The sequence below is a fragment of the Paraburkholderia caledonica NBRC 102488 genome, assembly GCF_000685095.1.
Lineage (GTDB): Bacteria > Pseudomonadota > Gammaproteobacteria > Burkholderiales > Burkholderiaceae > Paraburkholderia > Paraburkholderia caledonica.
In genome coordinates this window covers 376913-391955 of record NZ_BAYE01000002.1, presented here as the reverse complement: position 1 = coordinate 391955, position 15043 = coordinate 376913, and the positions used below count along the sequence as shown (strand labels likewise).

Below are 15043 nucleotides of genomic sequence, written 5' to 3'. Positions count from 1 at the left end.
CCGCTAGCGCGGTCCCCCTTGGGCCGCTAGTCGATTGCGCTATCGACGCGGCGATCACCGTCGCGCCGGACCACGAACAGACGCGTCATTGCGGCTCTCGCAAATCGGCTGCATCGAAATGGCCGACGGTCTGTGCGAGGACCGGGACGCTATCGCGTGACAGGCGCATTTCGGCACCCAAGGTGCTGCGGTTCAACCAGCTTCTCGCCGCTACCGCCAATCCAGCCGCGGCACAAAATAGATAGACGTTTTGCACAATGGCGCCAGCGCTTGCATAGGCAAACGGCTCGCGTTGAGACGAGGCGATGTCCTGCATGCGCGCGAGGTCGGCGACATACACCAGTTCGACGGGCGCCTCACCGACAAAATCCTGATAGCCGGTCAACGCACGCAGATCGGCTGCGATCACGAGATCGAGGCCATGCTGTAGCGGATCGTAGAGATACATGCCGCGTGCGAGCGCGACATAAATCTGGATTTCGTGAAGTGCGAGAACAGAAGGCGCTGTGCGTCTGTCGTTTCCTTCGGGATCTTTCCGGTTCACGCCGTTGGCGGCCCACAGCAGCTGTCCGAGCGTTGCGTCGTCAAGCCCGGTTGGCGCAAAGCGTCGCGTCGTGCGCCGTTTGGAGAAGGCGTCCAAGATGGGCATGCCGCCGCTTGACAGAGGCGGGGGCAAGACGATGCGCGGTGTAGGCTCGCCATGCACGGGGCGCGCCTGCGTCGCGTTGGGTGTAGTCGTGCCAAGTCTAAAAAAATGCTTCATAGCGGCCTCATCGGACGGGCGTTGGTCCTTCAGGACACGCTCTCGGCGAGCGGTCGGCGCGGTGAATGAACCGCCGGCTGACCACGTCCGACGCGCAGCAGGACTTGCGGTACGGCGTCCATCTTTAGCGTGGTGCGCAGACGCTCGCGCAGCGTACTTATCTCGGTTGGCTGATTAAGATAGGACGCAGTGATGCCGGCGTTCGCGGCGACCAGCAACAGCCGCTCGAGTGCCTGGCCGGCCGAGAGCCACGCAGGCCCGTCGTCCGTCGACGTCCCAAGGCAGATGAGAAGCGGTGACCCCGCGGCGAGCGCATGGTGTGCGGCGGCCAGTCCGCCGCCCAGATCGAACGTGCGAACAACCGAGGCAAGCAGCGGCGCGGCAAGATCGAGCAGCGCGGCCATGCCGTGCGACAGGGCAGGCATGCCGTCATCGCGGCGTCGGGGGTGAATCCAGCTCGCCAGTTCCCGGCGAAAGCGCGGGTCGCCGAACTGGATGCGGTCAGCATCGTTGACGAGCTCGGCAAGTTTCTCGCGCAGCGGTGCGCCCAAAGCGCAGGCGGCATCGGCGCCCTCGGCCTCGGCGGCGTCGACGAATTGTTGAAGGAGCCCTGAGGGTAGCGGCTCGTCCCGGAAGATCTCGCGTGTCGTGACGCGTTGGCGGATTGCCGGAAACAGCGGTGCCAGTGCGACATCGCAATGGCCATCGGGAACGATTTGCACATGCGCCAGCACGTCTGGATCGAGGCGCGAGGGAAACAGCGTGATAGCGTAAGCGAGCGCGAAGTGGCTGAGCGCCACGCGCAGGTTAAAGAGCGCCGCGCCGCAACTGATGATCAGCTCGCGATCGAACGGATCGACCACCGGCAATGCCCGCCGCCGGTCCGCGCAGAGCGTCACGCTGTCGCCGTCGACGATGAAATGCCAGGGCTGCGTGTTGTGGTTGGAGGGCGCCAGCACCGCATAGCGCAGCGCGAATCGCAACTTTTCGTGGATGCTCGCGGTGCTGTCCAGCTCATGTTCGTCGACGGACCAGGCGGCCCTCTGCGGCAGTGCGCTCATGTCGTGGTCTCCTGCACGAATTCATGTCATCACTGTGTCAGGCCGGGCCGTGCGCGGGTTGATCTGGATCAGCCGTCGTGCAGCGGGCGACGCCCGCGCACGAGATCGCGGCGAGCTCGTCGGCGGACCCTGGTAGTTCTACCGGTTGAAGGTAGATGGGTACTTCGCAGAGCCAGTCCTCCATGAAACGTGAACCTGCCATGCGGCTCGCTTGACGCACGTCAATCGGGCGACCGAAGCCGGGTCTAGAGTCATTCATACAGCGCGCGGCGGTCACGCTGACGGGCAAGGTCGACTCGGTAGCCGTGCGCGGCGCTGCGTGGGCGGCGCCGGGTGTGCATGCGGTCGTCGACAATTTGACGGTGGCATAGATGCGCCTCTGCCCGCATGACCAGAGGACCGGTGCCGCTGACGGGTCCCGGTCCGTTCAATTGACGGAACTCCGAGTAACGGGGAGCGTTTCATGACGATTTCGGGCAACGTGGGCGACGGCGACTGGTCGGTTGTTGCCACTACACACCGTACGGCGGGCGGGTTCGACTGCTCGATCCAGATCAGTCATCACACGCCGCAAGGCGCATTCAAACACGAGTTCACACACAGCAGCATCTTTCCGACCGAGCGCGAAGCGATACTGGCGGGCCTGAGCGAGGGGATGGACTGGGTCCGGCTCAAGATGTCGAATACGCTTTCCGTGCGTGCTGGCTAGTGCAGAGTGAGGGCGGACGGAGCTTCGCGCCGCCCGCCACTAGCGCCGCTCCGCTCAGTCGAGCTTCAGCACGATGCGGCCATCTACCTTACCGTTCTTCAGTTCCGCGAGAACGTGATTGATGTTTTCCAGCCGGTCGAGGTGAATCCGCGCGCGCACGCGACCTTGTGCGGCGAAGTCGAGCGATTCCTGCAAGTCCTTCCGAGTGCCGACAATCGAGCCGCGCACAGTAATGCCGTTGAGCACCGTTGAAAAGATCGGCAGTGGAAAATCGCCTGGCGGCAATCCGTTCAGCGCCACGGTGCCGCCACGGCGGACCATGCCCAGCGCCTGTGCGAAAGCGCTGCGCGAGACGGCGGTCACGAGCACACCGTGCGTGCCGCCTATTTCCTTCTGGATTGCGGCTGCGGGGTCGCACTCGAGAGCGTTGAATGTCAGCTCCGCGCCAAGCTCGCGTGCAAGAGCCAGTTTATCGTCCGCAATGTCGACGGCCGCAACGCGCAGACCCATCGCGATCGCGTACTGAACCGCAACGTGGCCGAGTCCGCCGATTCCGGAGATCGTGATCCATTGGCCGGGCCGCGTATCCGTCACTCGAATGCCTTTGTACACGGTCACGCCGGCACACAGAATGGGCGCGATTTCTTCGAACGGGACGGACGCGGGCAAATGCCCGACATAGTCCGGATCGGCCAGCACATATTCGGCGTAAGCACCGTTGACGGAGTAGCCGGTGTTCTGCTGCTCGTGGCACAACGTTTCCCATCCGCCGAGGCAATGCTCGCAGTGACCGCACGCCGTGTAGAGCCATGGCACGCCGACGCGATCGCCTTCCTTGAAATGGGTGACGCCGTCGCCGACGGCCGCGACGTACCCAACGCCTTCATGGCCGGGAATGAACGGCAGTGCGGGCTTGACCGGCCAGTCGCCGTCGGCGGCGTGCAGGTCCGTATGACAGACGCCCGATGCCTTCACATTGACGAGAATCTTTCCGCGCTCGGGCTTCGGGACGGGAACTTCCTCGATGCGCAGGGGGGCACCGAATTCGTGAACGACAGCGGCTTTCATAAGTTGGGCCATGAACTTTCTCCTCATGATGGTTACGTAGCGTCCAGTATCGGCTTCATGCATCCAACGAAATTGACCTCGGTCATTCAACCGTGAAGAAACGCTGTCGCACGCAAGCCTCGCCGGGATGATCCACGTCAAGCGGAAAGGGGGCCTGCAGGCCTAATCTGATATTGCACAGGGGCTTGTCTGCGTCACGTATTTAGATGTGCGCCGTCTAGCCCCGAATTGAACGACTTGACCTTGAGGAGGCTTACCATGCGCGCATCTGATGTCATGACCACCAACGTGATTTCGGTCACGCCCGACATGACCATCCGTCAGGTTGCCAAAGTTTTTGTCCATAACGGCATCAGCGGCGCGCCGGTGCTGGATACGGACGGCAGCATCGCCGGCATGATCACCGAGGGCGATCTGCTTCGCCGCTGCGAAATCGGAACCGACGAGCGCAAGCGCACATCGTGGCTCGATGTTTGGTCCGCGAGTCACGAGGCGCGCGACTACGTCAAGACCCATGCGGTCAAGGTGAGCGACGTGATGACCACCGAGGTAGTGACCGTGCAGCCCGACACACCGCTTGGCGAGATTGCGGGCATTCTCGAGGCACGGCACATCAAACGTGTGCCCGTGACGAAAGCCGGACGGGTGGTCGGAATTGTTAGTCGTGCCAATCTCGTGCAGGCGCTCGCGAGCGTGCCAGATGAACCGGTGTCGGACGCGACACTCTCGGATGCCGAAATCCGCGCCGTCCTGCTGGGCGAACTGGCAGGGCGAAAATGGGGCTTTGCTGGCCGCAATATTGTGGTGACGGACGGCGTCGTGCATCTATGGGGCGTCTTCCAGTCGGCGGAGGCAGTGGATGCCGTTCGCGTTGCGGCGCAAAACATACCCGGCGTCAAACATGTGGAGGATCACACCGAGCCGTATCAAATGATACCGGGCATCTAGTAGGCGGTGGGCAAGCAAGGGGCGGTCCGAACACAGTGCCAGGAGCGTCATGACTGGGGTTATCCCCGGGCAATGGCTCAGGTGGAAAGCGGGAGCTTCGACACGCTGTACGGCATCGCCAGCCGGTGCCGCGATGCCGTTGAGCGATGGACCATGCTGGCACTCTCGCCAGGAGTGGCACAGACGCAGGAAGCGATCGCCGCCGCATGTGATGCGCAAAATGTGCCGGATGTACTTTCTCTGCCGGCCTTGCTTTGGCAGGCGAAATTCGCTCAGGTCCCATTGACCCTGCTGGAAATTCGACGGACTGCTTTTTTGCTGACGGTTGCTTATGGTGTGGTCGCCGCCAAAGGACTTTTGCCGACGAAATCGCCATTTTCAGAATGACGCGAAGTCGGCCTATGAGCGTTGACCTGCATCAAGCGGCTCACTTTCCAGTGGCATAGCCTGAAGTCAGCTAACTATCGCGCTGCCGCGCGAGCAGAGATGCGGCGATGGAGAATAAGGAGGCGGGCGATGAAACAACGGAGTCGGGGGAAACTGGGCATTGGAGCGGCGCTGTTGATGTTTTCGTCGCCTGCCGCGTTAGCGGGCGATCTGGCATCGATCGAGACTCACAGTCAGCGTTATGGAGACCACGTCGCCATTTCCGCCTACGACGATCCTCTCGTGAAAGGCGTGACGTGCTATGTCACGGAATCGCATTCGGATGGTGCCTTCGGAGGTGGGCGGATGGCACGCACCGCGGATCTTACGGCGTCGTGTCATCAGACTGGCAATCTGGAAGTTGCGGCCACAGTTCCCGCCCAGGCAACAGTGTTTACGGCGCAACAAAGTCCGATTTTCGGATCGCTTCACGTATTCCGAGTGGTCGACGCTGAGCGACACGCGCTCGTCTACTTCACTTACTCGGAAGACGAGACCGCTGGAGATTTGCCCGGCCGCTTGTACGTGATCCGGTTACCGGCGAATCTCAAGATGCCGACGAGGTAGCGCATTTCGAAAGAGGCCGTGGTCTGAATCGCGCGAATGACGTGGGCTCGTCACGCGGTCGGCGGTGTTCGGCGCGGGCTGGGGGCTCTCAGGATTCTGCCTGGGTCCTGCACTGGTTGCACCGACCATCTTCCTCGTGCCAGCGGGTTGGGCAGTACCGCATATACGTCGATTTCATTCAATGCATGAGCGGATGGCGCGGTCCGACGCTTGTCGCGAAACGATTGACGCGATCGGCCGCCCGGAGCAGTGCACCACAGGTCGCCGGAGTCAGCGGTTCATCGGAAAACTCGAGCGTTCTGGCGCGTAGGGCCAGCACTTTCATTAGCGGCGCGCCACTCGGCAGATCGGGCCGAGGCGCGACGACCGCTCCGTTGCACATCTCGCACGCATTTCCGGCACGCCGGCCATCGGGCGAAGAGGGACCGGCGACCATGCCAGCAATTTGCCTGCCGCGCAGCCATGTTGGCACCGCCATGCTACTTTGCGCTACGTTGGGCGCGCAAGCAGCAACGGCGTGCGAGCGAGGCGTGCGGTGCGAGCCGCGACACTGCCGAGCAACCAGCGCGCCACACCGCGCCGTCCATGTGTCCCGACGACCAGCAGATCCGCATGCCAGCGTTCGGCGTCACGCACGATAGTGTGCGGCACGTCATCGTTGACGGGCTCCGTTTTGACGAGAACAGTCTCTGCGTGGTTGGACAGTTCTGCGAAGGTGCTCGCGGCTGCGGCGAGCGCCGCGTGCCCCTCTTCGATGAACGCCTGCTGCAGAACGTGTATCGGCACGAAGTCGGTGAGCCGCACTGCGCGGTCGACCACGTAGATTGCGCGAAGGCGGGATTCCGGTCTTGCGAGCCGCAGCCCGAAGTGCAATGCGCTCAGCGATGCAGCACTGCCGTCAAGCGCGAACAGAATCCGCTGCGGAGACGGCCCGATATCCGCTTCGTAGCCGGCCGGCACGACGAGAATCGAACAGGGCGCCTCTGTAGTGACGTATTCCGATACGGTTCCTTCGACCCAGCGCAGCATGCCGTGATGCTGACGCGCACCGACGACGAGCAGATCCGCCTTCCATTGGGCTCCGGCATCTATCAGCGCGTTGGCCGTGTAACCGCCTTGCCTTGAAGGCTGGATGACTTCCGATTCCACGTCAATGCCGGCGTCCGCAAATATACTTCTTGCCCGCGCTACGGCATTTTCCGCGTCGCGTGTGAGTTCGTCACGCGCGACCTGGAGCTCGGCGTCCGCCATGGATCCAAGCGGCAAGAGGGTGCGGGGGTTCTCAGCGACACTGACAATTCGAATCCTCGCGTCGGGCAGCGCCATGCGACGCACGTATTCGGCCGCGCGGACGGACTGCGGCGACGTGTCCACGGCGACGAGTATTCGTTTGACTTCAGATCTCGCGCTGCGTTGCGTCTGAGCTGGATCCATGACCACTCTCCATTTGAGCGTGACGTGCGCCTCTCGGCGTCGATGGATTCATTGTGAGTGCGCCGCGCCTGGGAAGGTTGATGTGCGTCAAGCGCCAGCCTGCATGTCTCGCGCCACGCAAAGTGGGCGACAGGGACGGTTGATGGAGGCGTTGCCGCCGTGCGGGATGCCTGCTTTAAGAGAGCGCGGAGAACGAGCCGCCGCCTCGCTAACGGGACGCTCCGCGAGAACTATGTTCGCGCGACGATCGACAGCCCCAATCCGCTTCCGCTCTGACGGGCGTCTGCATGCATTTGCTTCGTGCGCAATGATGCGTTTCTCGTGCCACGGTGTCGAGTTGCACGTCCACGGTCGGCGCGGGGCGTGTTCATCAAGTCTCGCCAGGCACAGGAGCTGGTTCGCCATGTGTGTGCTCCGGTCGACGGCGCCGGCGACCCGCTGCATCGCGAGGCGCTGTTTTGCGGGGCCCCCGTGGTGAGCGCGACCTGCGCCTGAACCTTGATTGCCGCGAGCGGAGACTTCAGTTCTGTTGCGTCAGTCAGGTCCGGGCGTTTTCACCCGGTGTGTCGCGCTTGAAACGTAGCTTGTGTTCGGTGACTGCATAGCTCCAGTCGACCCGCGAAGGCGAAAACGAGACACAGGAAAGCCAGTTGGCTGACGACGAAATAGGCGCCCAGATGACCTCCGGCGAGATCGAGTTCAGGGTCGGGGTACGAGTTGAGCAGCAGAATGGCTACCAAGAGTATCGCCATCGTGGTCACAGGACTATCTCCGGGTTTTTTTCACCGTCAAGGGCTGAGCAATGCAACCAGTCCGAAGAGCTCCGCCAGGGCACGCACACTCATCAGAAGCAGAAGTGCTGCCCCCGTCGCGCCCATGACAATCCAGAGGTAGCGATTCTGAGGAGGCGTGTGGGAGCGTCGTCCCGCCTGCGGCAACGCACGGATCACAAAGATCAACGCTACATTCCCCGCTACCAGCGAAACGAATGCAACAGTGCGAGCAAGCGGCAGCGGGTAGCCGTGGGTCAGTAGCCCGCCATACAACCCCAGCAGCATCATGGCGCCCACTGCGCCTGCAGTCGCCCCTTTGGCGAGTGTCCAGTTCGACAGCAGTCTTGCGCCGATGAGGCGCGGCGGCAAGCGCATCAGATTTTCGCGCTCGGGCTCGTTCTCGAACACGACCGAGCAGACGGGGTTGATGATCAATTCCAGAAAGATGATATGAACGGGCGCAAGCAGCGGGGGCCAGCCGGCGAAAACCGGAATCATGGCCGCGGCGATCATCGGAATGTGAACGGCGACTGTATAGCTGATAGCCTGCACGAGATTGGCGTAGATACGTCTTCCCAATCGGATTGCCGACACGATCGGCGCGAAGTCGTCGCGCAGCAGGACAAGCGATGCGACTTCGCGCGCAACTTCGGCGCCGCGCAGCCCCATCGCAATGCCAATATGCGCCGCCTTAAGCGCGGGCGCGTCGTTCACACCGTAGCCCGTCATCGCGACCACCTGGTCGCCATTGCGGAACGCGTTGACGAGTTGTAGTTTCTGCTCTGGTTTGACGCGGGCGAATACGCTAACGCTGTTGATTGCTTCGCGAAGCTGTGCGTCGTCCATCCCTGCTATGTCATGGCCGGTTACGATGCGTGCGCCGTCGATGCCGACTTCGGTCGCGATTGCCCGCGCCGTGGACGGATAGTCGCCGGTGATCATCACCACGCGGATGCCGGCCGCCTGGCATTGCTCGATAGCGCCCGCAACTTCCGGGCGGACAGGGTCCAGCAGACCGACGAGCCCTACGAAGGAAAACTCGAATTCATCCTGCTTATGCGGCCAGTCGGGCGGTGGGTGCCATGCCTTGGCCACCCCAAGGACACGCAGGCCTCCCGACGCCATCTGCGCGGCCTGGTCGAGCACAGTTCGCGTTTCGCGCTCGCTCAGGCGGCATAAGGCGCAGACCGCCTCTGGCGCCCCCTTGCAGGCCACGGCGTAATGGTCGAACTCTGGCGAGTGCCATGCGTGCGACATAGCCGGCAACTCCGGCGTCAGCCCGTACTCGTGCACGAGCGCCCACTCCGGGTGGATGCGTCCGGTCCCGGCGAGCCCAACCCGGCCTGTCTCGTGAAACGCGCGCTCCATCGGATCGACCGGCTCGATTTCGCTTGCGAGCACGAGGTATTCGATGAGCTCGTGATACGCCTCATCAATGCGCTGGGTGCCCGGATCGATGACCTGCCGCTTTCCTTGCGCAAATAGCACGCGCACGGACATACGGTTTTGCGTTAGTGTGCCGGTCTTGTCGACGCACAGCACGGACGTCTGGCCCAGCGTTTCGATCGCGCTCATGCGGCGCGTCAGCACGCCTTCGTTCGCGATGCGGCGGGCTCCCAGCGCCATGAACACCGTCAATATCACGGGAATTTCTTCTGGAAGAATGCCCATCGCCAGAGTAATCCCGGCGAGGACCCCTGGAAGCCATTCGCCCGAGCGCCAACGGTAAGCCATGACCAGCAACAGGCACAGTGCGACGGCGGTCACCGCGACGCGATTGACGAATGTTCTCGTCTCGACTTGCAACGGTGATCGGGCTTCCGCTATGCCGCTCAACGACTTGCCAACGCGACCGAGCGTCGTATTCGCCCCAGTCGCAGTCACTATCATCTGCCCTTGACCCTGCACGACCATTGATCCAAAGAAAAGTTGTCCGTAAGGATCTTCTTCGGCAGAGGCATCGGGCCGTGCAACGGACTTGGTCACTGACACGGATTCGCCCGTCATGAGCGACTCGTCCACGCTCAGCTCGTGAGCTTCGGTTACCATGCCGTCGGCCGGGACGCGAGAGCCTTCATCGACGAAAACGACGTCGCCCGGCACCAGTTCCGCTGCGGAAACGAGTTGCCGCTGACCGTCCCGGAGTACCTGCGCACGGGGCGCGGACAGTTCGCGAAGAGAGTCGAGTACCCGAGCGGTACGATGGCTTTGAAAAACGGTCAGCAGGACAATTGCGCCGACAAACGCGAGAAGCGCCAGGGCCTCCGACACATCACCAAGCAGAAAGTAGATGCCGGTCGCGCCGAGCAGCAGAAGAAACATGGGCTCGCTCAGTACTTCCTTAAGCGTTTGACACCACGTGCGGCGGGCTTTCGAGTCTACGAAGTTACGGCCGAAACGGGCGCGCTGTTCTTCTACCTGCGCTTGCGACAGACCACGCCGCGTGTCGACGCGCCCGACAGGCGATGCAGATTCGGCATCGCCAGCTGCCAGGTCTGGGGCGGACTCAACGGGACGTGTCTGCATCCTGGTGTCAATTCCATTAAGGACATTGTGCGAGGCGACGACCGTTGGCGACGCCGGCGAACGCAGCTGTGATTCGCTGGGGCCGGCGCAAGAGCGCTTGATCCACAGCCGAAAGGCGCCCTGCACAAACCGCGATCCAATTTTGAGAATGACGCGGACCGAACAGTTGGCCGTTGACCTGAGTCAAGCAGTTCAATTTGAAGTGACCGTTTCCAGTCGGTCAATTCAACCGGTGGATGCAACTCAGTGAGGACTGCGCAAGCAGCGGGAGTCTCACAAATGGGACGTGTGTTTCTCATGACAGACGATGATCCACGTCAAATGCACTGCGGCGTCCTGCCCATACTTTAATGTTGAGGGTACGTCGTACCGTCAATCGACATGGGCGGAGTGGAGATGAAGAACTGGCGGCTGGCAGCACTCGCGCTGCAGATCATCATGATGGCTGGATGCAGCACGCAGGCGCGCATCGCGGCAACCCGGAGCACCGAAATCGCGCTCGGAAACGCACGCAACCTGGCGCGGGTCGACTGCTCAGGGCCAGCCGAGTGCGAGCGCTTGTGGCGCCGCACCAAACTATACGTGGCGCAACGCTCGGCGGCGCCAATCCGGCATGCAGACGAAACGAGCATCGAGACAGCGGTGCCGCATACATTCGGCACCATCTATGTATGGGCGACACGGACGATCGACGCCAGCGGCGTTTCGACGATTCGGATCAAAGGCATGTGCCGCGGAATGTATCGTGCCGACGGCAATCCCGGCTGGCTGTACCAAACGTGCGCCGAACAGATTCGCGCAGTCGAAACTGATTTCCGGTCGTTCATCGGCGCGGCATCGTGAGTAAGGAGACGACGTGAAGGAGAGCTTGCGCGCGGCGGGTCTGGCCGGCGTGGACTCGCACGACGGTGCGCGCGCCATCCAGGCGTGGCGCTGGATGCAGTGGACGCTGCTCCTTGTCAGTCTGCTCGCCATTCCGGCGTTCTATCTGGAACTGGCCGACGCGTCCGGGCTTCGTCTGGCGGGACGTGCGCTGTATGCGTGCATGTGTGCGGGGTTCGTGGCGATACTTGCCCGTATGGCCGCCCTTAGCCACAAGCCACAACGGTTCCTCACCCGCAATGCTTACGACGTACTGATTGCGCTTGGCGCAGCGGCCAGTGTTGTGCGAGGTCTTTTGCCGTGGTCATCTCTCGAGTGGGTATTGCGAATCCTGTTCGTGGCGCTCGTGGCGGTGCGCATTGTGGTTTCGTTGCGACCTTTTTTCGCGCCAGGCCGCCTGGGGCTGCTGCTCACCGCAGCCGCAGTGCTGCTCGCGTCCGCAGGGGCGGGTTTCTACTGGCTCGAACCGGGCGTGCATACCTACGCCGAAGGCGTCTGGCTCGCGTTTGAAAGCAGCGCGACAGTCGGTTATGGCGACACAGCGCCGACCACGCCGGCATCGCGTATTTTCGCCGCCTTCGTCGTGTTACTGGGCTATGGGCTGTTGTCGCTGGTTTTTGCCAGCATCGCCGCGATTTTCGTCGAACAGGAAGAGCGGATTTTGCGGCGCGAGATGCATCGCGACATCAAGGCGCTGCGAGATGAGATTGCCGCGCTAAGAAAAGATGTGCGCGAGACTCGGGCGAGCGCCGCCGCAGTCGCGCTGGTCAACCGGGAAATACCGCATCCGGACGGATCGCCCTGAGGGCGGTATCTGCACGGCGGTCCTGAAGCTGATGCTGCGCGCTATCGATCGTCGTGGTGCCGCGCAATTGGCGCACCTGCTCGCGCAGGCCGAGCAGGCCGAACGAGTCCGGTCTTGCAGTGCTTTCTATCATGGTACTGCAGCCATTGTCTTCGACGTCGATCCTGCAGGCGTCAGCGTCGCTGGACATTCTCTTCACCACTTCGCTTGGCTCGCGTGTCGCGCCACATTCGGTAGCGCTTCCTGCACGATGCGATAAAGCGAGGCGGACGCGAACGGTGAAACGCCTGTGTCGTCGATATCGGTACGCAGCGTGGCAGTCACATGAAAGCGCTGCATGAAGGCGCCGAGTCCGAGGTCATCCAGCACCGGTCGCAGATTCGTGACGATGCGGCGCAACGAGCCCAGCATGCTGTCAATCTGCTGTTTAAGCTCGCCGAACGTCCCGCAGGAGACCGTCATGTCGACTAGGCGCGTGGCTTTCGTTACTGGCGGCATGGGCGGCCTCGGCGCCGCAATCAGCCGGCGTCTCCATGATGCAGGCGTGGTTCTCGCCATGTCGCACTCCGAGCGCAACGATCACGTTGCCACGTGGCTCTCGCGCGAGCGCGATGCCGGGCGCCATTTCGTCGCATTCGATGCCGACGTGTCCAGCTTTGATTCATGCGCGCATTGCCCAAAGCGCGTGCTCGCCGAATTTGGCACGGTCGACATTCTCGTGAACAACGCAGGTATCACCCGCGATTCGGGCTTTGCGAAGAGGACCAAGGAGGATTGGGACAAAGTACTGCGCACCGATCTCGATTCGATGTTCAACATGACCAAGCCGCGTGCTGCCGAATCGCAAGGCGAATCGGATGCCGGTCGACATAGAATTGACGTATGTCAATCCCGCCGCTGCATTGAAGACTAGTCTGTCCGAAGTGATGCACCGGCAATGAAATCCCTGTTGGCGTCGTTGATGCGGGAGTGAGCCCTGGTCTCTGGAGTTGATTTCCTCGCATCGGGTGGGATCGCCGGACGCCGACCGCGTCATCATCCCGACAGGTTGCCGGTCGACGACATGATTCCTTCGCAAGGGTGATTGCGGTGAATGAGCCATTGATCCTGATGACGTTACCCGTACTATCCAACGATTCCGCGGTGTGGTTTTCCGCGTACGGCTTTGGGTGGGGTTATCGCGCCTTTGCGATCTCTTATGAAGCGGTGTGCGATTCTCTCGGGGCAGCTGACGTCACGGACGCACAAATTCGCCTGGCTTTTCAGTTGGGACGGCGACATGTTCTGCACGCAGTGCAGAAATATGGGGCACTCCCTTACGAAGGACAGCGAATCAGGCTTGCTTTGGACGGGCAGTCGGGATCGGATACTCCTGAAAAGATTGCAAGTTTAGCGAGCAGTGGGGAACCAGGACCGACCTAAACGACCTCGACCACGAACGGCACGTGGGATACAACGCCAAGATGGTTGCGTTCGCCCAGCACTAAACAGTTTTACGCCACGTGCGTGCAAGGCGTATCGCGCCAGGACCAGGGGCAAGATTGCGCGTCCCTACCGCTATGTCCGTCAGGACTTCTTTCGTGCACGCCGTTTCCAGAACCTCGGCGACCTGAACCGGCAACCGCATGAATGGCTCGATACAGTGGCCAATGTCCGCGTGCACGGCACGACGCAACGCAACTGCTTGCTGTTCATCCCGTACTCGAAGGCAAACGCCGAACTTCGCTGTTGCCGGGTCATCGACGCTCGCACCATCGGCAGCACGGCATACTGTATTACCCCGGCTTCGATGTGCTGCCGCCGTTCGTGGTGCATCGACGAACAGAAAATACACCGAAGTGCGTAACGCGCTCGCCGAGCGCCTCGACAATCTCTCGAACACGGCGCCGATACCCTTTCGTGCGCAGAACGGCGGCGATTATCGGATTCGCGAGCTTACGTTGAAGGACGACATTGCACCCGGACGCGTGGGCTTCGGTGTCCACGTCAAATAGTTGCATTGCACGCGCATGTTCGAAAGCATGCGCCGCGCATCGCGTGAGACCAATCTTAGGGTTTACTGAAATTTGGCTGTAAGTCGCCGTTGCTAGAGTCGTCGCTGGAAATTGCCGCCCCGTATGGCTTGCGCCGTTGGTATGCCCGCTGGGTTCCCGGACACGTAGAAAGGGAGAGCGACAACATGAGTAAGGCGCGTCTTTGCTGGCTGATCGTGATGATGCTTGTCGCCGCTCCTGCATGGGCCTTCCAGTCCCGTGTCGTAACGATTCCGAGCGCGGCCATGCACAAGTCGCTGGCAGCGACAGTCGTGCTGCCTGACCGCTATGCGCGCGGCAACGCGGCTGACCGCTTTCCGGTCGTCTATCTGCTGCACGGCTCGGGCGGCGACTACACCGACTGGACCGCCAATTCGCCCATCGGCAAACTCGCCGACCGTTACCACGTGATACTCGTGATGCCCGATGGCGGCCGCGAAAGCTGGTACATCGACAGTCCGGTCGACTCGCGCAGCCGTTACACGACTTACGTCGGCACTGAGGTCGTTGCGTACATCGACATGCATTTCCGCACCATTGCAACGAAAGAAGGGCGCGCGATCACCGGCTTGAGCATGGGCGGGTTCGGCGCGCTTCACATTGCGCTGGATCGGCCAGATGAATTCGGGGCGGCGGGAAGCATGAGCGGCGCGGTCGATCCGCGCGGTTGCGAGGACGAACCGGGCATCGACCAGGTGTTCGGCGATCCTGCGAGGCATGCGGACTTCTGGAACGACGAGCCTATCGTCGAGCATGCTCGCAGCTTTGCGAGCGCGCATATTGCGCTGATGATCGACTGCGGAATGAACGATTCACTCGTGCAGTCGAACCGGATGCTGCATGCGCGGCTCATCGAACTGGGCGTGCCGCATCATTATGCGGAGCGGCCGGGCGGCCACACGTGGAAGTACTGGGCCAACGCGGTGCAGTATCAGGTGCAGTTCTTTGCAACTACCTTCAGGCGCAACGGCGGCAGCGCGGTAGCCTGACGCGCATGCTTCATGCCGTGTGTTTGCTCTAATTCGATTTTGCTTCGGTTCCCGAACTA

14 protein-coding genes and 7 pseudogenes are annotated in these 15043 nt (G+C 61.8%); 12 read left to right on the top strand and 9 right to left on the bottom strand.

Annotated elements, in window-relative coordinates:
• Window positions 1–85 precede the first annotated feature (85 nt).
• A complete protein-coding gene (locus BCA01S_RS05600) occupies window positions 86–763 on the bottom strand; it encodes a nitroreductase family protein (protein WP_027776088.1) in 678 nt (225 codons plus the stop codon).
• 29 nt (window positions 764–792) lie between these two features.
• A complete protein-coding gene (locus tag BCA01S_RS05595; protein ID WP_027776087.1) occupies window positions 793–1824 on the bottom strand; it encodes an Acg family FMN-binding oxidoreductase in 1032 nt (343 codons plus the stop codon).
• A gap of 269 nt (window positions 1825–2093) precedes the next feature.
• Here BCA01S_RS05595 and BCA01S_RS38935 point away from each other — a divergent pair.
• Together BCA01S_RS38935 and BCA01S_RS05590 are read left to right on the top strand one after the other, a co-directional pair.
• Window positions 2094–2195: pseudogene (locus BCA01S_RS38935) on the top strand (BON domain-containing protein); the annotation flags it as partial.
• 92 nt (window positions 2196–2287) lie between these two features.
• Window positions 2288–2533 carry a hypothetical protein gene (locus tag BCA01S_RS05590; protein ID WP_027776086.1) on the top strand — a complete coding sequence of 82 codons (246 nt, stop codon included), beginning with the start codon at window positions 2288–2290 and terminating at the stop codon, window positions 2531–2533.
• Window positions 2534–2587: 54 nt separating this feature from the next.
• On the opposite strand, the gene adhP is transcribed toward BCA01S_RS05590, so the two are convergent.
• Window positions 2588–3613: an alcohol dehydrogenase AdhP gene (gene adhP / locus BCA01S_RS05585; protein WP_027776085.1), complete on the bottom strand. Its 1026-nt coding sequence runs from the start codon at window positions 3611–3613 to the stop codon at window positions 2588–2590.
• Between the two features lie 246 nt (window positions 3614–3859).
• Between adhP and BCA01S_RS05580 the strand changes: the two genes are divergently transcribed.
• The 4 genes and pseudogenes from BCA01S_RS05580 to BCA01S_RS39490 all read left to right on the top strand — a co-directional run.
• The gene (locus BCA01S_RS05580) at window positions 3860–4549 is read left to right on the top strand and encodes a CBS domain-containing protein (protein WP_027776084.1); all 690 of its coding nucleotides are present in this window, start codon (window positions 3860–3862) and stop codon (window positions 4547–4549) included.
• 72 nt (window positions 4550–4621) lie between these two features.
• Window positions 4622–4936 (top strand): hypothetical protein, encoded by a 315-nt coding sequence (locus tag BCA01S_RS05575; protein ID WP_027776083.1) that lies wholly within the window; start codon window positions 4622–4624, stop codon window positions 4934–4936.
• 129 nt (window positions 4937–5065) lie between these two features.
• Window positions 5066–5542, top strand: coding sequence for a CreA family protein (locus tag BCA01S_RS05570; protein WP_027776082.1), 477 nt, complete (start codon window positions 5066–5068; stop codon window positions 5540–5542).
• Window positions 5543–5594: 52 nt separating this feature from the next.
• Window positions 5595–5651, top strand: a pseudogene (locus BCA01S_RS39490) (hypothetical protein); the annotation flags it as partial.
• A gap of 25 nt (window positions 5652–5676) precedes the next feature.
• Here the strand turns inward: BCA01S_RS39490 and BCA01S_RS38930 are convergent.
• The 4 genes and pseudogenes from BCA01S_RS38930 to BCA01S_RS05550 form a co-directional block, all read right to left on the bottom strand.
• Window positions 5677–5924: pseudogene (locus BCA01S_RS38930) on the bottom strand (SagB/ThcOx family dehydrogenase); the annotation flags it as partial.
• Between the two features lie 107 nt (window positions 5925–6031).
• The gene (locus BCA01S_RS05560; protein WP_027776080.1) at window positions 6032–6976 is read right to left on the bottom strand and encodes a universal stress protein; all 945 of its coding nucleotides are present in this window, start codon (window positions 6974–6976) and stop codon (window positions 6032–6034) included.
• Window positions 6977–7338: 362 nt separating this feature from the next.
• A pseudogene (locus tag BCA01S_RS38925) lies at window positions 7339–7509 on the bottom strand (histidine kinase dimerization/phospho-acceptor domain-containing protein); the annotation flags it as partial.
• A gap of 255 nt (window positions 7510–7764) precedes the next feature.
• Window positions 7765–10275: a cation-translocating P-type ATPase gene (locus BCA01S_RS05550; RefSeq protein ID WP_027776078.1), complete on the bottom strand. Its 2511-nt coding sequence runs from the start codon at window positions 10273–10275 to the stop codon at window positions 7765–7767.
• Window positions 10276–10671: 396 nt separating this feature from the next.
• Between BCA01S_RS05550 and BCA01S_RS05545 the strand changes: the two genes are divergently transcribed.
• Together BCA01S_RS05545 and BCA01S_RS05540 are read left to right on the top strand one after the other, a co-directional pair.
• The gene (locus BCA01S_RS05545) at window positions 10672–11118 is read left to right on the top strand and encodes a hypothetical protein (RefSeq protein ID WP_027776077.1); all 447 of its coding nucleotides are present in this window, start codon (window positions 10672–10674) and stop codon (window positions 11116–11118) included.
• Between the two features lie 13 nt (window positions 11119–11131).
• On the top strand, window positions 11132–11962 hold the full coding sequence (locus BCA01S_RS05540; protein WP_027776076.1) for a potassium channel family protein: 831 nt from the start codon (window positions 11132–11134) through the stop codon (window positions 11960–11962).
• Here BCA01S_RS05540 and BCA01S_RS36445 read toward each other — a convergent pair.
• Window positions 11925–12152, bottom strand: a complete 228-nt coding sequence (locus BCA01S_RS36445) for an ATP-binding protein (protein WP_027776075.1) — start codon at window positions 12150–12152, stop codon at window positions 11925–11927. The genes BCA01S_RS05540 and BCA01S_RS36445 overlap by 38 nt on opposite strands.
• A 5-nt stretch (window positions 12153–12157) precedes the next feature.
• A complete protein-coding gene (locus tag BCA01S_RS36440) occupies window positions 12158–12424 on the bottom strand; it encodes a sensor histidine kinase (protein WP_027776074.1) in 267 nt (88 codons plus the stop codon).
• On the opposite strand from BCA01S_RS36440, the pseudogene BCA01S_RS34495 reads away from it, so the two are divergent.
• From BCA01S_RS34495 to BCA01S_RS05515, 4 genes and pseudogenes are all read left to right on the top strand, one after another.
• Window positions 12423–12791: pseudogene (locus BCA01S_RS34495) on the top strand (SDR family NAD(P)-dependent oxidoreductase); the annotation flags it as partial. The gene BCA01S_RS36440 and the pseudogene BCA01S_RS34495 overlap by 2 nt on opposite strands.
• 607 nt (window positions 12792–13398) lie before the next feature.
• Window positions 13399–13723: pseudogene (locus BCA01S_RS36895) on the top strand (IS21 family transposase); the annotation flags it as partial.
• A pseudogene (locus BCA01S_RS37830) lies at window positions 13721–13956 on the top strand (NAD(P)H-dependent oxidoreductase); the annotation flags it as partial. The pseudogenes BCA01S_RS36895 and BCA01S_RS37830, both read left to right, overlap by 3 nt.
• 185 nt (window positions 13957–14141) lie before the next feature.
• Complete coding sequence (locus BCA01S_RS05515) at window positions 14142–14984, top strand: alpha/beta hydrolase (RefSeq protein WP_027776073.1); 843 nt, start codon at window positions 14142–14144, stop codon at window positions 14982–14984.
• Window positions 14985–15043: the final 59 nt, after the last annotated feature.

What these genes read in the sequence shown, in the direction of transcription:
- BCA01S_RS05600 (WP_027776088.1), bottom strand. Translation starts at nt 763, where the DNA reads ATGAAGCATTTTTTTAGACTTGGCACGACTACACCCAACGCGACGCAG.
- BCA01S_RS05595 (WP_027776087.1), bottom strand. Translation starts at nt 1,824, where the DNA reads ATGAGCGCACTGCCGCAGAGGGCCGCCTGGTCCGTCGACGAACATGAG.
- BCA01S_RS05590 (WP_027776086.1), top strand. Translation starts at nt 2,288, where the DNA reads ATGACGATTTCGGGCAACGTGGGCGACGGCGACTGGTCGGTTGTTGCC.
- adhP (WP_027776085.1), bottom strand. Translation starts at nt 3,613, where the DNA reads ATGGCCCAACTTATGAAAGCCGCTGTCGTTCACGAATTCGGTGCCCCC.
- BCA01S_RS05580 (WP_027776084.1), top strand. Translation starts at nt 3,860, where the DNA reads ATGCGCGCATCTGATGTCATGACCACCAACGTGATTTCGGTCACGCCC.
- BCA01S_RS05575 (WP_027776083.1), top strand. Translation starts at nt 4,622, where the DNA reads ATGGCTCAGGTGGAAAGCGGGAGCTTCGACACGCTGTACGGCATCGCC.
- BCA01S_RS05570 (WP_027776082.1), top strand. Translation starts at nt 5,066, where the DNA reads ATGAAACAACGGAGTCGGGGGAAACTGGGCATTGGAGCGGCGCTGTTG.
- BCA01S_RS05560 (WP_027776080.1), bottom strand. Translation starts at nt 6,976, where the DNA reads ATGGATCCAGCTCAGACGCAACGCAGCGCGAGATCTGAAGTCAAACGA.
- BCA01S_RS05550 (WP_027776078.1), bottom strand. Translation starts at nt 10,275, where the DNA reads ATGCAGACACGTCCCGTTGAGTCCGCCCCAGACCTGGCAGCTGGCGAT.
- BCA01S_RS05545 (WP_027776077.1), top strand. Translation starts at nt 10,672, where the DNA reads ATGAAGAACTGGCGGCTGGCAGCACTCGCGCTGCAGATCATCATGATG.
- BCA01S_RS36445 (WP_027776075.1), bottom strand. Translation starts at nt 12,152, where the DNA reads ATGTCCAGCGACGCTGACGCCTGCAGGATCGACGTCGAAGACAATGGC.
- BCA01S_RS36440 (WP_027776074.1), bottom strand. Translation starts at nt 12,424, where the DNA reads ATGACGGTCTCCTGCGGGACGTTCGGCGAGCTTAAACAGCAGATTGAC.
- BCA01S_RS05515 (WP_027776073.1), top strand. Translation starts at nt 14,142, where the DNA reads ATGAGTAAGGCGCGTCTTTGCTGGCTGATCGTGATGATGCTTGTCGCC.